Annotated in this window: 10 protein-coding genes; 6 read left to right on the top strand and 4 right to left on the bottom strand. The window is 59.7% G+C overall.

Annotation, left to right across the window (positions count from 1 at the left end; genetic code table 11):
• The first annotated feature begins 128 nt into the window (after nt 1-128).
• From AXK11_RS02590 to AXK11_RS02580, 3 genes are all read left to right on the top strand, one after another.
• Nucleotides 129-2,321, top strand: coding sequence for a DUF4340 domain-containing protein (locus AXK11_RS02590; RefSeq protein ID WP_068629053.1), 2,193 nt, complete (start codon nt 129-131; stop codon nt 2,319-2,321).
• Between the two features lie 34 nt (nt 2,322-2,355).
• Entirely contained in the window at nt 2,356-5,274 is a 2,919-nt protein-coding gene (locus AXK11_RS02585) for an AsmA-like C-terminal region-containing protein (protein WP_156469162.1), read from the top strand.
• 311 nt (nt 5,275-5,585) lie between these two features.
• Entirely contained in the window at nt 5,586-7,841 is a 2,256-nt protein-coding gene (locus tag AXK11_RS02580) for a TonB-dependent siderophore receptor (protein ID WP_197456766.1), read from the top strand.
• A 91-nt stretch (nt 7,842-7,932) separates the two neighbouring features.
• Here AXK11_RS02580 and AXK11_RS02575 read toward each other — a convergent pair whose 3' ends face one another.
• Nucleotides 7,933-9,804, bottom strand: a complete 1,872-nt coding sequence (locus tag AXK11_RS02575; protein WP_156469161.1) for a putative glycosyltransferase family protein — start codon at nt 9,802-9,804, stop codon at nt 7,933-7,935.
• 248 nt (nt 9,805-10,052) lie between these two features.
• Here AXK11_RS02575 and AXK11_RS02570 point away from each other — a divergent pair, with 248 nt between their 5' ends.
• The gene (locus AXK11_RS02570) at nt 10,053-11,426 is read left to right on the top strand and encodes an ABC transporter substrate-binding protein (RefSeq protein ID WP_082780788.1); all 1,374 of its coding nucleotides are present in this window, start codon (nt 10,053-10,055) and stop codon (nt 11,424-11,426) included.
• A 114-nt stretch (nt 11,427-11,540) separates the two neighbouring features.
• Here the strand turns inward: AXK11_RS02570 and AXK11_RS02565 are convergent, their stop codons facing one another.
• From AXK11_RS02565 to AXK11_RS02560, 3 genes are all read right to left on the bottom strand, one after another.
• The gene (locus tag AXK11_RS02565; protein WP_156469160.1) at nt 11,541-12,140 is read right to left on the bottom strand and encodes a phytanoyl-CoA dioxygenase family protein; all 600 of its coding nucleotides are present in this window, start codon (nt 12,138-12,140) and stop codon (nt 11,541-11,543) included.
• 17 nt (nt 12,141-12,157) lie between these two features.
• A complete protein-coding gene (locus AXK11_RS09660) occupies nt 12,158-12,454 on the bottom strand; it encodes a phytanoyl-CoA dioxygenase family protein (protein ID WP_156469159.1) in 297 nt (98 codons plus the stop codon).
• A 155-nt stretch (nt 12,455-12,609) separates the two neighbouring features.
• Nucleotides 12,610-13,821, bottom strand: coding sequence for a sulfatase-like hydrolase/transferase (locus tag AXK11_RS02560; protein ID WP_068629043.1), 1,212 nt, complete (start codon nt 13,819-13,821; stop codon nt 12,610-12,612).
• 562 nt (nt 13,822-14,383) lie between these two features.
• On the opposite strand from AXK11_RS02560, the gene rodA reads away from it, so the two are divergent.
• Both rodA and AXK11_RS02550 read left to right on the top strand, forming a co-directional pair.
• Nucleotides 14,384-15,700, top strand: coding sequence for a rod shape-determining protein RodA (gene rodA / locus AXK11_RS02555; protein ID WP_231865727.1), 1,317 nt, complete (start codon nt 14,384-14,386; stop codon nt 15,698-15,700).
• A 101-nt stretch (nt 15,701-15,801) separates the two neighbouring features.
• A complete protein-coding gene (locus tag AXK11_RS02550; protein ID WP_082780787.1) occupies nt 15,802-17,580 on the top strand; it encodes an Rne/Rng family ribonuclease in 1,779 nt (592 codons plus the stop codon).
• Nucleotides 17,581-17,893 lie beyond the last annotated feature (313 nt).

The following is a 17,893-nucleotide window of genomic DNA, read 5'->3' as shown; positions in this document are numbered from 1 at the left end:
TCCTCCACGCTGTACGCGCTCCGCCTACGTACCGTTCCTGTTTTTAACACACCCACTGCCCTTTAAAGCCCAGACACTGGCACGCCCGCGCGGCGGCGCCGATCAAACAAGAAAGCCCCCCTCTTCCCTTGCGCACCAAAGTCACACTCGTCCTCCTCTTTCTAAACGTCGCGCTCTTCGTCTTTATTTTTAAATTCGAGCGCGGCTGGCGCACGGAGCAAGCCGAGCGCGAGACCCGCCGCCGCGTCCTCGGCCCCGAGGCCGCCAGCATCCAGCGGCTGCGGATCAGCGGCCCGGGGCTTTCCACAATCGAGCTCCAACGCAGCGGCGAGCAGTGGGCCTTGAGCTCCCCCATCGACTGGCCTGCCAACCCGCACGCCGTTAACCGCATCTTGAACGAGCTCCAGTTTCTCGAACACGAGACCAGCTTCAGCGTCGCCGATCTGGAGAAAAACCACCAGTCGCTCGCCGACTACGGGCTGGAGCACCCGCGCCTCACGATCGAGTTTACCCCGACCACGCCCGCCGGATCAGCGGGCAGTGCCACCAGCGTCACGCTCCAGGTCGGCGACGAGACCAAGGTCGGCAACCGGCTCTACCTGCTCTCCCCCGAGCGCGACCGCGTGCACGTCGTCGGCCTCTCCCTCCTGCAAAGCCTCAACCTGCCTCTCGAGGAACTGCGCACCGACAACCTCTTCTCGATCCCCACCTTTGAGGCGCGCAGCCTTAACCTGCAAAGCGCCAGCGCCTCGCGCGTGCGCATCCGCCAGGAAGGCAAGCACTGGAGCTTCGAGGCACCCATCATCGCCCGCGCAAACAAGCCCCAGGTCGAGCTCACCATCAACGCGCTCAACGCCCTGCGCGTGCACCACTTCCTGCCCGACAACGACAGCCCCACAGCCAACGCCGAGCTGCGCGTCAGCCTCATCGGCAACAACCGCCAGCAAACCCTCATCCTCCTGCGCGAAGTCCCCGGTGAAGTCGCAGGCCTGCACTCCTCCACGCCCGGGCAGGAGCCCATCCACGTCTTCATCGCCGCGCTCGAAGGCAAGGCCCCGCGCTTCGCCCTCCCGATCCCCGAGCCCCTGCTCAACACACTGCGCAATGCACAGGACGCGCTGCGCGAGACACGCATCCTCGACTTCGAGCCCGAGGCGCTCACGGCAGTCACCCTCTCTGCGCCCAACCAGTCCCCACTCACCCTCCAGCAGCTGCGCAGCACAGCCGACGGGCAAAACACCTGGCAGCTCGTCCGGCGCGACGCCCAGCAAAGCCCGCAGCTCCAGCCCGCCGATCCGCAGCGCATGCAGGAGCTCATCCGCACGCTAAGCCAGCTCGCCGCACAACGCTTCGTGAGCGACGCCCCCAGCGACGCCGACCTGGAGAACTGGGGCTTCAACCGCCCCGAGCGCGAGATCACCCTCACGCTCAACACTCCGGCAAGTGCCCTGAGCCCGGCAGCTACCGCCCCCACTGCCAGCCGCGCGAGCAACCGCGACAACGGCGCCGACTCCTCGCGCACACTCCAGCTCCAGATCGGGCGGCCCAGCCTCTCCGAGCCCCACCTCTACGCGCGGCTCGGCCACGCCCGCTTCGTCTATCAAATCCCCGCCGAGATCCTCGAACAGACCGCTCCCGATCCGCTGCTCTATCGCAACCGGCTCCTGCGCGAGCTCCCCGAGGCCGCCCGCTTCAGCGCGCTCACGATCACCGATCTGCGCGAGGGCCACGTGGCGTTTGAGGCCAACATCGAGGATAAGGAAAGCAGCGCCACCGAGCCTGCCCAACCCAACGCCACTGCGGCAGCAGCGAGTAACGCGCCCGTGCAGCGCCTCTTCGGCGCGCTCCGCCATCTGGAGGCGGCAAGCCTCGTCCAGGATCACTTTAGCGACACGATCTTTGCCTCTGGGGCCGAGCGCTCCTGGCGCTGGCGGATCGACACCACCGTGCAGCTCCCCAGCGGTGGCGGCGGCGAGCAGAGCCAGGCGAGCACGCTGTTCCTCAGCGAGCGGCTCGGGGGCGACCTCCAGCTCGCAGGCTCGCCGGAGCTGGGCCTCGTCTTCGCGGTTAATCAGGAGCTCCTCGACGCGCTCTGGCAGCTCAACTACCGCGAGCCCGCCGCCAGCGAAAATACGCAGCCAGCCAGCGCGCACCAAAGCAGCGCCCCAGCGCAGCCGACTGCCCGGCCCGCGCAGGCTGCCGCCGCAGACGCCACAGACGACGACGCCAGTCGCGAGACAGCAGCCCCCCCCGCTCCCACGGCTTCCGAAGCGACTGCCCCCGAAAACCCCGCCGCCGAAAACGCAGGCGCCGCCGAATAAGATGCCTGCCTCGGTCCCTCGGCCTCCGCCGCCTTTGTTGCGCCACGGCCTGCGCTTCTGCGGGCACTGCCTCGGCTGCTTCTTTTGGTGGACGCTGTGGCTCGGGCTCGGGCTGCTGCTCGGGTTTCAGATCTACACGGCCACCACCAAGCAGATGCCCGTCCCGCCCTTTCTGCTGCGCTCGCTGGAGCAGCAGCTCTCGAACTCCGAGCTCAGCGCCCAGCTCGGCAAAACGAGCTTCGACCCCACCGGGCAAATCGTGATTCAGGACTTGCGGCTGTCGCTGCCCCGCTTTGCCGAGCCAGTCGCTCAGGTGCGCTCGCTCTACATCCAGCTCGACCCGCTGGCCCTGCTCACCGGTCGCGTGCAGGCCGATGCGCTGCGCGCCAATGGGCTGAGCCTCTACATCCCCGCGCTGCTCAGCGGCAGCGGCGCGCGCGAGCTCCTGATCGAAAACGCCGAGCTCGCACTCAGCACACGCGAACACGCACTGGAGTTCACCGAGTTCAGCGCCCAGTCCGCGCAACTCGGCAACCTCGCGCTCTCCATTCAGGGCCGTGTCGATCCGCGCCCACTCATCCGCACCAAGGCGACCGAGACGCTCCCCGCCGCCGAACTCTTCGCCCGCTACTACCCGCTGCTCTGCCGCCGCCTCGGCGAGGCCGCGCAATGGACAGCCGGCCTTCACCCGAGCACACGAATCGATATCGCACTCAGTCCCGACGATGTGGCTGGCGCCTTCGCCGAAATCACGATCACGGGAAATGGCTACGATGCGCCCAAACACGCGAGTCCCCCCTTTTCGCTCGGCGCGTTTCGTGTGACCAGCTCCCCACTGCCTCTGCACAGCACAGCCCCCGTACCGCTGCAAATCGACCTCGCGCTGCGCGCGCTCGACCTTGAGCTCCCGCCCCTCCCGCCTCTCCCAACACGGGTCGCGCCGTCGGCCCTCCCGCCACATTTCGCCCTGCGGCAAAACTCGCCCATCGACCGCCAGGCTCGAGTGCTGGGCCTGCGCGGCACGCTTCGCGGCCTCGTTGACTTCGCCCAGATGCGCGTCCGCCCGCAAGCGCTCGCAGTCGCAGCCGCAGAGCTGCGCTTCGCCGGAGCCAGCCCGCGCGACATCTCCTTGCAGGCGGAGCTGGACGGCTGGCCCCGCATCCGCAGCGCCGCCCTCCTGCAAATCGGCGGCGCCCCGCTCGACCTCGATGCCCGGTTCACACTCGGCGAGCCCGACGCGCAGCTCCACGCGAGCGGTCGCCTGCCGCCCGCGCTGCTCGACCTCGCAAGCGAATACACGAGTACCGACCTCTCCCGCTTCGTCCGCCTGGGCGCAGCCCCCGAAATCGACCTTGAGCTGCGGATCGCTGGCGGCCGACTCGCCGCGCTCACCGGCCGGTTCGACGCGCGCGCCGTCTGGGCACATGGGCTCACGCTCGACCAGATCGGCGGGCGGGTGACGTTTTCGGGAAAACGCTTCGAGGCCCCGCAAGCCTACGCCGCGATCGGCAGCAACTATGCCCACGGCAGCTACACGCAGGACCTTGGCACGCGCGACTACCGCTTCCTGCTAAGCGGGCAGCTCAACCCGCCGGACATCAGCCTGTGGTTTCACGATTGGTGGGCCCAGTTTTGGCAAAACTTTGACCTCTCGAAAAACGCACCGACGGCCTCGGTCGATGTGCGCGGCCGCTGGGGCGAGCCGCAGCACTCGCGCGTCTTCGTTTATGCCGACAGCCATAGCCCGACAATCGAAGGGGCCGCCCTCGACCAGGTCCGCACCCGGATCTACATAAAACCCGATTACTACCACGCCATGGAGCTCTCCATCCGGCGCGGCACGCAAAGCGCCAACGGCTGGTTCCTCCGGCGCAACGATCCGGCCACCAGGCAGCTCGCGCGGGAGGACTTCGACTTCAGCTCCACGCTCGACATGCCCACCCTCGGTGCGCTGAGCGGGCCAGAGGTGCAGGCTGCGATAGCTCCCTTTTACTTCGCCGAGCCTGTTTCGGTAAAAGCCCGCGGCTTCATCGCCGCAGCCGGCGCGCGCCACATCGACCTGCACGGCAGCACCAAAGGCGACTTCACGTTCTACGATTTCCCGCTCAACGGGCTCAACTTCACCGCCATGATCGACGACGACATGCTGCTCGTCGACTCGCTCTCGGCGGGCCTCGCCGAAGGGCTCGTCTCTGGCCGCGTCCTCCTCCAGGGCACGGGCGAGGCGCAGACCCTCGGCTTCGACCTCAGCCTCGCCCAGGGCAAATTTTACAAATGGACCGGCATCGTCTCCGATTACCTCGCGCGGCGGCGCGGCGAAGAGCCCCCACCGAACGTTGAGAAAAATACCAACGTCACGATCGATCTCGACCTCTCCGCCGAAGGCCGCCCCGGCGACACGCTCAGCTTCATGGGCTCCGGAAACATGGAGCTCAAAGGCCGCGGCTTGGGCGAGATCCACATCTTCGGCCTCCTCTCCGAGCTGCTCAACTTTACCGCGCTGCACTTCAACCGACTGCTGACGAGCTTCTCGATTGAGGGCGATAAAATCGTCTTCCCCGAAGTGCACATCACCGGCTCAAACTCCGCCATCACCGCCAGCGGCCACTACGCGCTCGACCGTGGGCAGCTCGACTTTCGCGCCCGCATAAACCCCTTTCAGGAGAGCCGCTCCATCCTGAAAACCATCGCAGGGCTCATGCTCACACCGATCTCCAACGTGCTCGAAGTCCGGCTCACCGGCCCGCTCGACAACCCGAAGTGGAACTTCCTGCACTTCAGCAGCAATCCCGCCACCGCACCCAACAATCCCAATGCCGCGTCCAACAACGCCGCCGCGCCCGCGCCCGAAGAAAATCCGCCGCAGGCCGAGGTTCCGGAAACTTCGGAAACAGGATCGAACACGCAAATAGACGCAGCAAACGTACACCACAATACCGGCGCAGACTACTAAGTCTGGCTAATTGGGGAGCTGTGTCGTCGCCCTCTCGCGCGAGCTGAGCTCGGCCAACGCGCCCTCAACAGTTATACGCACTCGAGGTGCAAGGTTACATGAGATCAAGGGATACTCTGTCTGGTATTATTCTGTTGCCGTCCTACGCGTTTTTTGTCCGGCTACGGGCACTCCCCCCTTCGCGGGTCGCCCCCCCAAAGCGTTTCCCGCGTCCCTTTAGGTCGGCCCGCTCCCCCCTTAGTTTTCCCGCCCCTTTGCCGGTTCGACACAAGTACGCGCCGAACCGCTTCACCCCCAAATCCCCTACCCCCATGAGAAAATATGCATTCGCAACCCGTACGAGCGCATCCGCGTTGATGTTCGCCCTGTGCCTCCCCGCCTTTGCCCAGCAATCCCAAAGCCAAACCGACGAAGAAATCGTCCACCTCTCCCCCTTCGCGGTAAACGAAAGCGCAAATATGGGCCGCTACCAAGCTGCCGAATCCACATCAGGCAGCCGAGTTCGAATGGACCTGATGGACTCCACCCAAAGCATATCGGTTGTCACAAACGAGTTCATGTCTGATATCGGCACTGCTCGCCTTTTGGATGCCACCAAGTATGTAGCTGGCATTAGCAGTATGGGGGGATTCCAATTGCTTATGGACGTGATGAATGTTCGCGGCTTCTCAGACTATGACTTGACCATAGATGGCTTCAGCCAGTTCAGCTTGAGCAACCAAGATCCGATCATCGTAGAGCGCATCGAAATCGTAAAGGGGCCTAATGCGATTCTTGCCCCGCAGGGACTGCCCGGTGGTGTTGTTAATAACATCACGAAGACCCCTCTATTTGTGAATAAAGGCTACGCCTCCTATCAAGTTGGTCGCTGGGATGCCAACCGCGCCGAACTTGATGCCAACTACGTGCTCCGCCCTGACAAGCTCGCCCTGCGCGTGGTAGGTGCATTCACTGATGCCGACCACTACGGCCAAGGTCAGTTTCACCAGAACACCACTGTAATGCCGATGTTCACCTACCGGCTCAGCCCACAGACGGAATTCATTCTCCAGTTTCAAGCCAGTAACGCCTCTATTTTCGCTGGTGGTGACATCCCAGTCTCGGTTTACGCAGTTGGCCGAAGCGATGTCCGCCCCCAAGACGGCTTACCACGCGACTTCCAGATAGGCGGACGCAATATCACCGCCCACCAAAAAGCTCACAACACCCGATTTAAACTTTCCAGCCAAATTACCGATAAACTATCCATGCGAGTTGCGGGAAACTGGGTAGAGTCAGACGTGCGCTCGAACTTCCTGGGCCCGAGTGATCCTTACCTTGGACAAACTGGCATAGTTGTAGACCCGATCAAACTCGACCAAATCACGGGAGAATGGTACTGGGATGGCGTCACCGTGAATCCCAACCCGACCTATATCCTCGGCGGCCTCAAGGAATGGCCTTTGCGCCTGTCGGGTAATTTCCAAAATGACTTCGTCTACGAACACACAGCAAACACTTGGAAATCGCAGACGGTCGCAGGCTACGCCTTCGGCTACAGGAGTCAGCACTTCCGGCAGATAAACTACATCCCCGACGGGATATATTATGACTTCGTTAACAACTATACCCAGCCAGCCTATACCCTTGGGAACGATTGGAACTTTAACTCATCGGACCGCTACCGCACGAATCAAGCCTACATCTACGAAGTCCTCCACCTCTTCGAGAATCGGCTAGTACTTAGCGGGAGCATTTCTCAAAACCGCTATGTTTCCAACACTCATAACAACCAAACGGGAATACGCGTTGAGGAAAAAGCAGAGGCAACACTACCCTCTGCCGGTATTGTTTACAAAATAATCCCCGAGCTTTCAGTTTTCTACGGTTTCTCAAAACAAGAGGTACTTGGCAGTGCCGACCCAGGCTCAGCAATCCCCCCTCACACTCGTCCTGGACGACAGCACGAGGGCGGCCTCCGGCTCCGACTCTTCGAGGGACGACTTTACGCGACAGTCTCCTATTTCGACATTTTGCAGGAAAACCTTTGGGAACAAGATCCCGATAACTATAAGGCCCCGATTCCGTTTCCTCTGAATCCTGCAGTGAGCACTGACCGCACCTCTAAGGGAGTTGAGTTTGAGATCGCTTGGTCGCCCACCCCAAATTTCTCGCTGATTGGAAGTTTCACAGATTTCAAATTCCGCGATGAAGATAACATCCGCGCCCCTAATGTTGCCGAGGAAACGGCCGCACTCTGGGCCTCCTACACCTTTTCCGAAGGCCCACTACGCGGGCTGCGACTAGGCATAGGTGCCAATTACGTAGGCGAGCGTGCAGGCGATACACGCGGCAGATGGACCACACCACCTCTCGGTTACGATCCCGTCAGGATCCAGCCCCGATTCTGGACCCCTTCCTATACTATCGTCGAAGCCAGCGCCAGCTACCGCTTCAAAAAGCACTGGCACGCACAACTCAATATTCATAACCTTTTGGATAGAGACTATGTTTCTGGCTCCGGCCGGAGCCAAATTTATATGAGTACTCCAATTAACCCCAAATTCACTCTTCGTTATGATTTTTGAGCGAGTGCCTGATAAACCTCTGTTAAGCCCCTTCCTACGGCGCGCCATCTGGCGCGCCGTAAGTTTTTATTGGAGCGGGTAAAGCAAGTGCTCACGAATCCTGATTTTCTACAGACATCGCGTAAGGAGTCTGTGTTGGGAATACTGGTCTTTCACTTGGTCTGAGCCGAATAAAAGCCCACTCATTGCGAATCCCTTGCTCAAACTCCATTGGCCAACCGGCTTTGGCAAACTCTGCCAACAACTGCTCCCCACGGTCTGGATAGTCCTTCCGATTCAACAGGATCCCAGCGAAGCCATAGGATTCGAGTCTAGCTGCAAGTTCTCCAGCGGGTAGCTCCTGCACATTGAGCTGCCAATCCGCCCCCTGCCTACCTTTGTTACTCCCATAGGAATAACGCAGCTTGGTGGAGTAAAGGAAAGGCCGAATAGGGTCATAAATAAAAAAGTTGAGCTTAAAAGCTCCACGCCCCGAGAAAGGCTCCGGAAAGTCAAGAACAGGCAGTATGTAGATCATGGCTCCTGCGTCCAAACGATTCTCCAAATTTAAAGCTAAAGCCTTATCCGCCATCACTCGCTCCCTCGTCAGACTTGTAGGAATATTATAGCGAGGAAAGAAGTAGCTCTGATAAGATTGATCCCACATAAAGAGTGAGCCGAGCGCAATCAGTACACCAAACCTTACCTTTAAAGACCACCTCTTCGTCAATCGATGAATTACAAAAACGAAATATAGAAACCCTATCGTCGCGATGGCAAACGAGTAGCGATTAGTACCTCGAATGTCGTAAAAATTCGTTATAAGACTAAAAATCGCATTAACCCCGCCAAAGCTGGCATAGGCAATAGTCCAACACACAGCGAGAAAAGGCAGTGACGGAGAATGCCTATTTAACTGACGATACACTCCCCTAAAAAGCAATGCAAGTAACCCAGCTATGGCGCATAAGCCAATATAAACGCCCCACCAATATTCTCCGACATCCCACTTACCGCCATCATAATACCGCGAGAAAAATAAGGAGACCCCTTTTAAGCGAGTCCCCCAGATAGGAATCAAGAGCTCAATCGGTTTAAGTGCTCCTCCCTCTACATCAGAATAAGTCCTAACCATAGCAGTTGGGTTCACTCCGTACTGAAATCTATATATAACAAAACTCCCCAGCACCAAGATGGCCATAAAGCAAGTAGCTGCCAAGGGGATGAGTGCCATAATAACGCCTTGGCGACGTTTTAGTAATCCGCATAGCACAGCAAGGACACACATCTGAGCAAAAAAGAATACCCAGTAAACATTCAGCAGCCCACTAAGCATCCCGATAACTAACGTAAGCCGAAAGCGAAAAGACTTCCAAGAAAGCCTCTGCACAGTCGCGATATACCACAAGCAGTAGAACTGAAGAGGAAGAAGCCCCGTAGTGACTATCCCTAGACTGTCAAGAGAGCGTTGATTATGTGGGAGAAAAGCATAGACGATGGCGAAAACCCATGCGGTTAACCGCGACACCCGCCAGAGCCTGGCTGCAAAATAAAATGAAAAGGCTGCACCTACGCATGCCAGTATCAGCATAATATTTGATGCAGGCATGAGCCCAGTCACTCTGGCGACCTGCCCTCCCAGCCAAACAATCACTCGCTCGGCCTCAATAAAATCGTTTAACTGCCCGCGAAATGGGGCCCCTAGAGAAGCAGTTGTTATATGAGTAAACAATCCGAGGTCGCCCTCCTTAGCCAGCTTCATCATAGCCAAGATATAATGTGCATCACCAGTATATCGGGTCGGCAGTACGAAGTCACTCCCCCAGCGATCCTCGATAGTCAGCCACAGCGCACATACCACAAGAGCCAGTAAGAGCAATCTGCCGAATCGGCCAGCTGCACGGCTCCGCAGCGGCTGCGAACCTGAGGTCAACCCTCTGGATGGAGATGAAGCCCCCGAGTCATATAAATACTTGAATTTCATAATCAAAAGCAGATGTTTCTTAGTCCGTATAAGCGTGCCTAAGTTCCCGCCAAAGTTTGACACTCGCTTTGCTACCCGAGCCACCACCCATAGGGTGAGCTCCTAAGACGAAAGTCTGCTTTCAAAACTCATATTTTCTTGCCAAACACTTACTTTTGGCTGCCTATGAGAAGCTCACGCCTTTCCGTTGAGGCATTTCTTAGAGTGCCCTCTTGCCCCCTCCCCATAACGCATCTACGTACTTAATCATGAGATCTCTCCTTGGCCCTACCCTGATTTTTTGCTTCGCTGCTGTAAGCTCAGTTCTAGTCATCCTATTACCCGAGAACGAATCCGAGGGGATCTCCTTTTGGGTTTTCGCTACTCCCCATCGTGATTCCTATGTCGAGCCAATCACACGGTGGAATAAGGAGCACCCAGAAAGCCCCTTTGAAATGTCTTTGTTACATGCCCAAGCAATTGAGCACAGGATGCTTTCGGGCTTTCTATCAGGCACACCGATGGCCGATTTATTCGAAACACATGAGGGTATGTATCCCAAGGCTTACCTCGGCCCACTCGACCAGATCGGGTTCTTGGACATCACGGATCGGCTGCACAACGATGGACTTTACGCGCAGTTTAACGAATCGACTCTTTTACAACATAGTGCATACGGTAGGCACTTTGGATTACCTCTGGCGGCTGCCCCCGCCCTACTTGCTTACCGCGCCGACCTCGTTGAAGCAGCCGGCATAAGCGACGCAGAAATTGAACAAATCGAAACTTGGGACGACTACTTCCGTGTCATGCACCCCTTGATGGTGGACCTTGATGGCGACGGGCGGCCCGACCGCTACTTGCTAAGCCTTTCTGAAGTCAGTCACGATACAATCCGTATGCTTGTCCTACAAAATGATGGAGTGCTCTTCGACACAAATGGTCACCCCATCTTCGCTAATGAACGAAATGCCCGTACTCTCGCGACACTTACCAAGTGGATTACCGGCCCAAACCGCGTAAGTATTGACGTCCCCCTCCACAGTTCAGCCGGACACAAACAACGGCTCGATGGGGTCGTTGTAGGAACGATTATTACTGACTGGATGCTCACGCTCTGGAAAAAGGAAAACCCTCAGCTTGGAGGAAAGATTAAACTCATGCCTATTCCCGCTTTTGAGCGCGGAGGACGCCGCACCAGCTCGACCGGTAGCACGATGATCTCCATTAACAAACGTAGCCCACATATCGATACCTGCTGGGAAATGGCCAAATTTCTTTATACTTCACGCGAAGTCGCGAAGCATATTTATCGCGGTTCGGGAATCATCACACCCTTCAAACCCAACTGGCAAGCCCCTTTCTATCACGAGCCCGACCCGTTCTGCGGAGGCCAAGCCTCCGGCACACTTTTTATTGAGCAAATCCCTCATGTTCCCCAGTCTCCAGCTTCGCCTTACCAAAACTTGGCCTATTCCGAACTGGTCAACACCATGATCGGCTTACGTGCCTATGCCGAAAAACACCGCATTTACGAAGTCGATGCCCTCGCCTCCGAAGCACTCCGCCTGCTCCAAAAAGGACAAGACCAGATCCAAGACCTCATCAATCGAAATGTGTTCTTAGAAACACACGAATCTTAAGAGATAGAATACATCCCCCCCCCCCACAATAAGACCACTTCTTCGAAGCAATCTTATTGTTTATCCAATCGTAAAATCTGACAAGTCGGTTCGAGCCATCGGAAATGCACAAGGCTACGCTCCCTCCGCGCCCTCCCAAGTGCCGCCGCAAGGACCACCACCAGGCTCGAACTCGACTACGATATCACGACCATCCATCGACACAAGGGGTAGGAAGAATTTCGATATTCTGCTCAGATCTCCCTTGGCGTAATGGCAGATCCACGAGCGGCGAAAACGCGTTTTCGAGCGATTGGGGCCAGAGCCGTGAATCACGTTACCGTTAAAAAACAGCGTATCGCCCGCTTTCATCTCTGCCAAAACAGGTTTTTGCCCCTCTGGAATAGGTACCCGATGAGGCGCGTAACTAAGTGATACGTCGGCCCGCTCCGGACAAACCAAATCATTGTTTTGAGAATTCGGCACGACCATCAGCCCGCCGTTTTCCGCATCGCAATCGTCCAAGGCCGTCCATGCGGCCATACAAGTGCCAGGCTGCACCAAGAGGTAAAAATTGTCCTGGTGCATAGCTTGGCCGCGCGCCCCGGGCGGCTTGAAGTAGTACATAGTCTGGGTCCCCACGGGCTCCCCTCCCATAAAGCGTTCGAGATACACGCGAGTTTTGGGGTGGAGCATGTAGGCACGCGCCTTCTCATTGAAGCGGTGTGGATGCATCACCCGCGGCCACTGGGCTAGTGGGTCGACCTTATTGCGATCCACGCCCCACAGCTCATCAACGGTCGGCAGCCTGCCCGGTCGTAAAACCCGGGAACACCTCCGTCGGCGTGCATTTTCATAAAAAGCCCGTTCAGGTCTTCGACCTCCTCGGGCGAAAAAAGGCCACGGGCGATGAAATAACCATCGCGGTGAAAGGCCTCAGCCGCTTGGGCGAGGCTCGCCTCGTCGATATTTCCTTCGGAAAGGACAAAAGGCTCGTTAGACGAGTAGCCTTTAACTGCGGATTCTTTTTCGGGTGTTTCTAAGAGCATAGGGTATTTTGGGGTTACGCCCCAACCTGTAGCACAGATCCCTCGAAAAAGCTAGTGGGGCACAGATGACAACCACACCGGCTCCGCACATATTATTTCCACTTATGCCATAATACGGTAGCCGGTAGCCGCCTATTTCGTGTAAGGCTCTCTACTCATCTGCCGAGCTCGTTAAGCTCCCACAGAGAGCCGTCGGCGTTAAAAATAACTTGGCCACCCGGCCCCCAGAAGCCGCTCCAGGCGTGGTCGCACTGGTCGGGCAGCCCCACCACGCTGGGCATCGAGATCTGCGCGCGCTCGGGCTGCTCCAGCCAGCGCTCGCCTCGCGCCCACGCGCAGGTCATCCGGTGCAGGTCGAGCAGCGAAGCGGCCGTCTCCGTATCGCGGCGCGGCGGCTCCAACGGATGCCGCACCAGCAAGGGCACGCGCACGCTCTCCTCGTGCGGCCAGCCTTTGCGGAAGAGGCCGTGCGCGCCGTGCATGTCGCCATGCACGCTGGTGAAAACGATCACCGTGTTCTCGCGCGGCAGTCCCGACAGGAGCCGCCCGATTGCCGCATCCGTCGCCGCGATGTGCGCGTAGTAGCCGGAGAGCTCGCGCCGCGCGCGCTGCTCCACCGCGCCGCCGCGCGGTACGTTTGGCGCGAGCTGGATTTGCCCGGGCGGCAGTGGCGCGAAGCCATTGGCCGCTGCCGCGTAAGGCGGGTGCGGCGCCTCAAGGCTCAGCACCGCAAACCACGGTGCGGCAGCACGGGCCACCTCAGCCACGTCGCCGCTGCCGGCGCTCCCGCGACTCGCCGCGTACTCGCGCAAATACTCTGCCGCACGCGTGCACAAGATCTCGCTCTGGTAGCCGCTAAAACGCTGCGGCTCGGGCAGCCGCGTCCCATGCAGCCACGGGTCGTTGAGCAGGAAGCCGCTCTCAAAGCCTTCCCAAAACGCGAAGCCGCCGCGCGCCTCGGGCGGCACCCGCATCCGCGCATGCGCTTCGCCCACCAGCGGCGCCGCCGGGTCACGCGCAGCGAGGTGCCACTTGCCAAAAAACGCCGTGTGGTAGCCGCGCGCGCCCAGCTCGTGCGCGATCGTCCGCGCGCCCGGCGGCAGCGGATCGTAGTAGCGCGCCACCCCATTTTGCGGACTCGGGATGCCGGTGAGCAGAGCCGCACGCGCGAAGGGCCCAAACGGGTGCGGCGTCACCGCCCGCGTGTAGTTCACGCTCTGCGCCGCCAGCACATCGAGGTGCGGCGTGCGCGCATTGGGGTCCCCCGCAAACCCGCAAGCCTGCGCCCGCCACTGCGTCGTCAGAATCCACAAAATATTGGGCGGGGCATCCGGCATCCAGGCCAAAGCCAGCGAACCAGATTTCATAACGCAACCGCACAAGCCGCGCGTGCGCCCTTTTGACGAGGCCCCAACGAGCGCCTCGCAAAAGAAAAGAGTCGAAGACTCCACTGCGCGTGGGGAGCGGTAGGCAATGCCCTACGCGGGCAGCGGTGGCGGGGCGCCACGTGCCATTTACTGTGCGGCTTGCTGTCGGGCGTTCCGCCCGACGAACAAGCCGCACAGTTGAATAAGCCCGACCTCTGGTCGGGCGGTCGAAGGCCGGTTTATTGGGCGTAGCCTCGTTGGGCCGCACCCAAGCCGCATTTTACCGGTGAATTATTTCATCTCGCCCAAGCGGGTTCCCGCTCCACTCGCGGCGCGACAGGAAATGAGGCATCAAATGCAAACGGAGCGAAAACCCATTGGGGCGATTTTTTTAGTTTACGGATAATTCGCCAGCCCGACCGAAGGTCGGGCATTTCTGCATTGCGGCTTGAGCGACGGCGGAACGCCCGTCGCCCAAGCCGCAATGTAAATGGCAGGGGACACCGTCCCCCGCCCCACGCGCAGTGGGAGTCGGATACCCCTCCCAAAATAAAACTGTCTTGTGCCGCTGCTTCCATTGACCCCGCGGCGGCTCGCCCGTTTAGCTCGCGGGAATTTTCCGCAGCCTGCCGCCCTCTCCCCCCCTTACGTGAATCTCGCCGAGCGTCTCGACAGCCTCCTCCGCTTCCAAACCCAAACGCGCGGGCGTTGGGATTGGGTGAGCCCGCTGGCCTGCCTCGGCCTTGCGCTGATCGGCGTCTTCTTCATCTACAGCGCGCAGCTCCCCGTGCATGGGCGCAACTGGATTACGCAGCTCGTGTGGCTGACGCTGGGGGCGGGGCTTTATCTGGCGGTTTCGCTCATCGACTACCGGTTTTGGCTGGGCATCGCGCACTGGTTTTACCTGCTCGCACTGGTGCCCCTGCTGCTGGTGCTCGTGCCGGGCATCGGCAGCGAGCGCTTCGGCGCGCAGCGCTGGCTCGACCTGGGTTTCTTTACATTCCAACCCTCTGAAACAGCGAAGGTTGCGGTGCTGATCATGGCCGCCAGCCTGCTCGTCCGCGAGCGTGTGGGGACGCTGCGCGACTCGCTCGGGGTGCTGGGCAAATTGGCTCTTGCGGTGGGTTTGCCCCTGGTTCTTATCCTGCTCCAGCCTGACTTAAAGTCGGCTATTGTGCTGCCCCCGATGGTTTTTGCGATGTTGTTCGTCTCCAAGCTCTCTGCCCGTTTTTTTGCGGGGGCTCTGGCGGCATTTTTACTGATCGTGGGGCTGGTGAGCTGGGACACGTGGCGCTACGCGCAGTTTATGGAGACGCATGGCTACTCTTACTTGCGCGACCGCGGGAAGTTTGAGGCGCAGACCTGGTTTCCGCTGCACGACTACCAGCGCAACCGGATCATCTCCTTCGTCGCCCCCGAAAAAATCGACCCGATGGGCATCGGCTGGAACCAGCGCCAGTCGCTGATCTCGGTCGGCAGCGGCGGGCTCACCGGCAAGGGCTGGACACAGGGCACACAAGCGCAGCTCGGCTACCTGCCGAGATCGGTCGCGCACAACGATTTCATCTTCTCGGTCATCGCCGAGGAAAAAGGTTTATTGGGAAGTTTTACGGTTCTGGGTCTGTTCGGACTGGTCCTGTTCAACGGCATACGCATCGCGGGGCTCGCCCGCGACCGCCTCGGCACACTGATCGCCGTAGGCGTCACCGTGCTGCTCACGGTCCACGTGTTTGTGAACATCGCCATGACGATCGGACTGGTGCCCATCACGGGCATACCGCTTCCCTTTATAAGTTACGGAGGCTCCTTCGTGCTCAGTTGCTGCCTGCTGCAAGGACTGGTCCAGAGCGTCTATCGATTCCGCAAGGACTTTGCGTAAAACCCAAATGCCCACTTGCCCCGATATTGACCGCCCTGCCGGGATTTCCTGCGCCGCAACGCCCGACGCACGCCAGAGCTCCGCGCAAATGATAAGGCATAATGAGTTCCCACTCCTCCCCCCGATCCTCCAAACCTGTCCCAAAAAACGCTTCCGGCGACCCGGCTCCTAAAGACCTGAGCCAGTACGACGAAGAGCTCGCCCACCCGCCCCCGATCACCGAAGCGGCCAACGTATCCGCCGAAGAGCTCAAGGCCGAAGCCGCCCGCCGCGCCAAAACCCGCCCGCTGATCCAGCGCGTGCTCTCCACCTTCAAGAAAGAAAAAGAGAGCTACCGCGAGTTGATCATCAACGCCGAGCCACTCGAGCGCCGCGTCGCCCTGCTCGTCGACGGGCGACTCGAAAAATTCGAGATCGAGCGCGACTCCGACACCCGCATGGTCGGCGGCGTTTATAAAGGCCGGATCAAGAACCTCGACCCCGGGCTAAAGGCGGCCTTCGTCGACATCGGCTACACCAAAAACGCCTTCCTGCACTACTGGGACATGCTCCCCGCCGCCGCCGACTCCTCCGTCGAAGTCGTCCGCGTAAACAAAAAGAAAACCGCGCCCGCGCGACCCGCCGAGCCCACCGTCAAAGACATCCCCCGGCTCTACCCGCCCGGCTCCGAGATCGTCATCCAGGTCACCAAAGGCCCCATCGGCACCAAAGGCCCGCGCACCACGACCAACATCGCCCTCCCCGGCCGCTACCTCATCCTCATGCCCTTCAGCGACGGCTGCGGCATCTCGCGCAAAATCGAAGAACCCGCCGAGCGCAAACGCCTCAAGCGGATGCTCAACGAGCTCACGATCCCCGAAGGCATGGGCGTCATCGTGCGCACCGCCGGCGAGGGGAAGAAGACCCGCTACTTCGTGCGCGACCTGCACCTGCTCCTCAAGCAGTGGGAAAAAATCACCGCCAGGACGCAGACCGAGCGCGCCCCCGCCTGCCTCTACCAGGAGCCCGACCTCGTCGAACGCACCGTGCGCGACTTCCTGACCGAGGAGGTCGACCGCGTCCTCATCGACGATAAAACCGAGTTCGAGCGCACCCAGGACCTCGTCGGCCAGATCTCCAAACGCTCCCGCTCCCGCATCGCCCTCTACGAAGACACCATCCCCATCTTCGAGCGCTTCAACATCGAACGCCAGATCGAGCAGACCTTTCAGCGCAAAGTCCCGCTGCCCTCCGGCGGCGAAATCATCATCGACGAGACCGAGGCCCTCATCTCCATCGACGTAAATACCGGCTCGCACAAAAACAGCAGCAACGACGAGCGAAACACCATCTACGCCGTCAACCTCGAAGCCGCCGTCGAAGCCGCCCGCCAGATCCGCCTGCGCAACCTCGGCGGCCTCATCATCATCGACTTCATCGACATGAAAGAGCGCCGCCACCGCAACGCCATCTACGAAAAGATGGTCAGCGGCATGGCCCTCGACCGCGCCAAAAGCCACATCCTGCCCATCTCCACGCTCGGCATCCTCCAGATGACCCGCCAGCGCCAGCAAGAGTCGCTCTCCTCCAACCTCTACACCGTGTGCCCCTACTGCCGCGGCCGAGGCATCGTAAAAAGCGCGACCACCCTGTCCGTCGAGCTCCAGCGCAAACTCTCCTCGGTCATCCGCCGCCTCACCGCGCGCGACGCCAAGAGCCAGCACTCGCTGCGCGTCCTCGTGCACCCCAGCATCCTAGAGCGCATCCGCAGCGAAGACGCCGACCTGCTCATCCGCATGGAAACCCTCTACGGCGTCAAACTCGCCTTCCGCGCCGACCCCAACTACCACGTCGAAAACTACAAAATCCTCAACGCCACCACCGGCGAAGAATACCGCTAGGCACAGGCTCACAGCCCATAAAACGAGTCGAAGACTCCGCTACGCGCGGGGCGGGGGACGGTGTCCCCTGCCATTTAATTTGGGAATCGGCCCCGCCGCGTAGCGGCGGAACACGATTCCCAAATTTCGCACCCTGTCGCGTTGCGACAGGAAGTGAGGCATCCAATGCGAATGAAGCGGAAACCCATTGGGGCGCGGCGAAAGAGTTTACGAGTTAAACTCCGGCCCGACCGGAGGTCGGGAGAGGTTCATGTAAATTTGCGATTTTGGGCGGGAGGGTGGGCGCAAAGCGCGCGGGCAAAATCGCAAATTA

The organism is Cephaloticoccus primus (assembly GCF_001580015.1).
In the GTDB taxonomy this organism is placed as follows: domain Bacteria; phylum Verrucomicrobiota; class Verrucomicrobiia; order Opitutales; family Opitutaceae; genus Cephaloticoccus; species Cephaloticoccus primus.
The sequence above is the reverse complement of the archived record's forward strand: the minus strand, read 5'-3'. Positions and strand labels throughout refer to the sequence as shown.

What these genes read in the sequence shown, in the direction of transcription:
- AXK11_RS09660 (WP_156469159.1), bottom strand. Translation starts at nt 12,454, where the DNA reads ATGCTCTTAGAAACACCCGAAAAAGAATCCGCAGTTAAAGGCTACTCG.
- AXK11_RS02575 (WP_156469161.1), bottom strand. Translation starts at nt 9,804, where the DNA reads ATGAAATTCAAGTATTTATATGACTCGGGGGCTTCATCTCCATCCAGA.
- AXK11_RS02560 (WP_068629043.1), bottom strand. Translation starts at nt 13,821, where the DNA reads ATGAAATCTGGTTCGCTGGCTTTGGCCTGGATGCCGGATGCCCCGCCC.
- AXK11_RS02550 (WP_082780787.1), top strand. Translation starts at nt 15,802, where the DNA reads ATGAGTTCCCACTCCTCCCCCCGATCCTCCAAACCTGTCCCAAAAAAC.
- AXK11_RS02565 (WP_156469160.1), bottom strand. Translation starts at nt 12,140, where the DNA reads ATGCATCCACACCGCTTCAATGAGAAGGCGCGTGCCTACATGCTCCAC.
- AXK11_RS02580 (WP_197456766.1), top strand. Translation starts at nt 5,586, where the DNA reads ATGAGAAAATATGCATTCGCAACCCGTACGAGCGCATCCGCGTTGATG.
- AXK11_RS02570 (WP_082780788.1), top strand. Translation starts at nt 10,053, where the DNA reads ATGAGATCTCTCCTTGGCCCTACCCTGATTTTTTGCTTCGCTGCTGTA.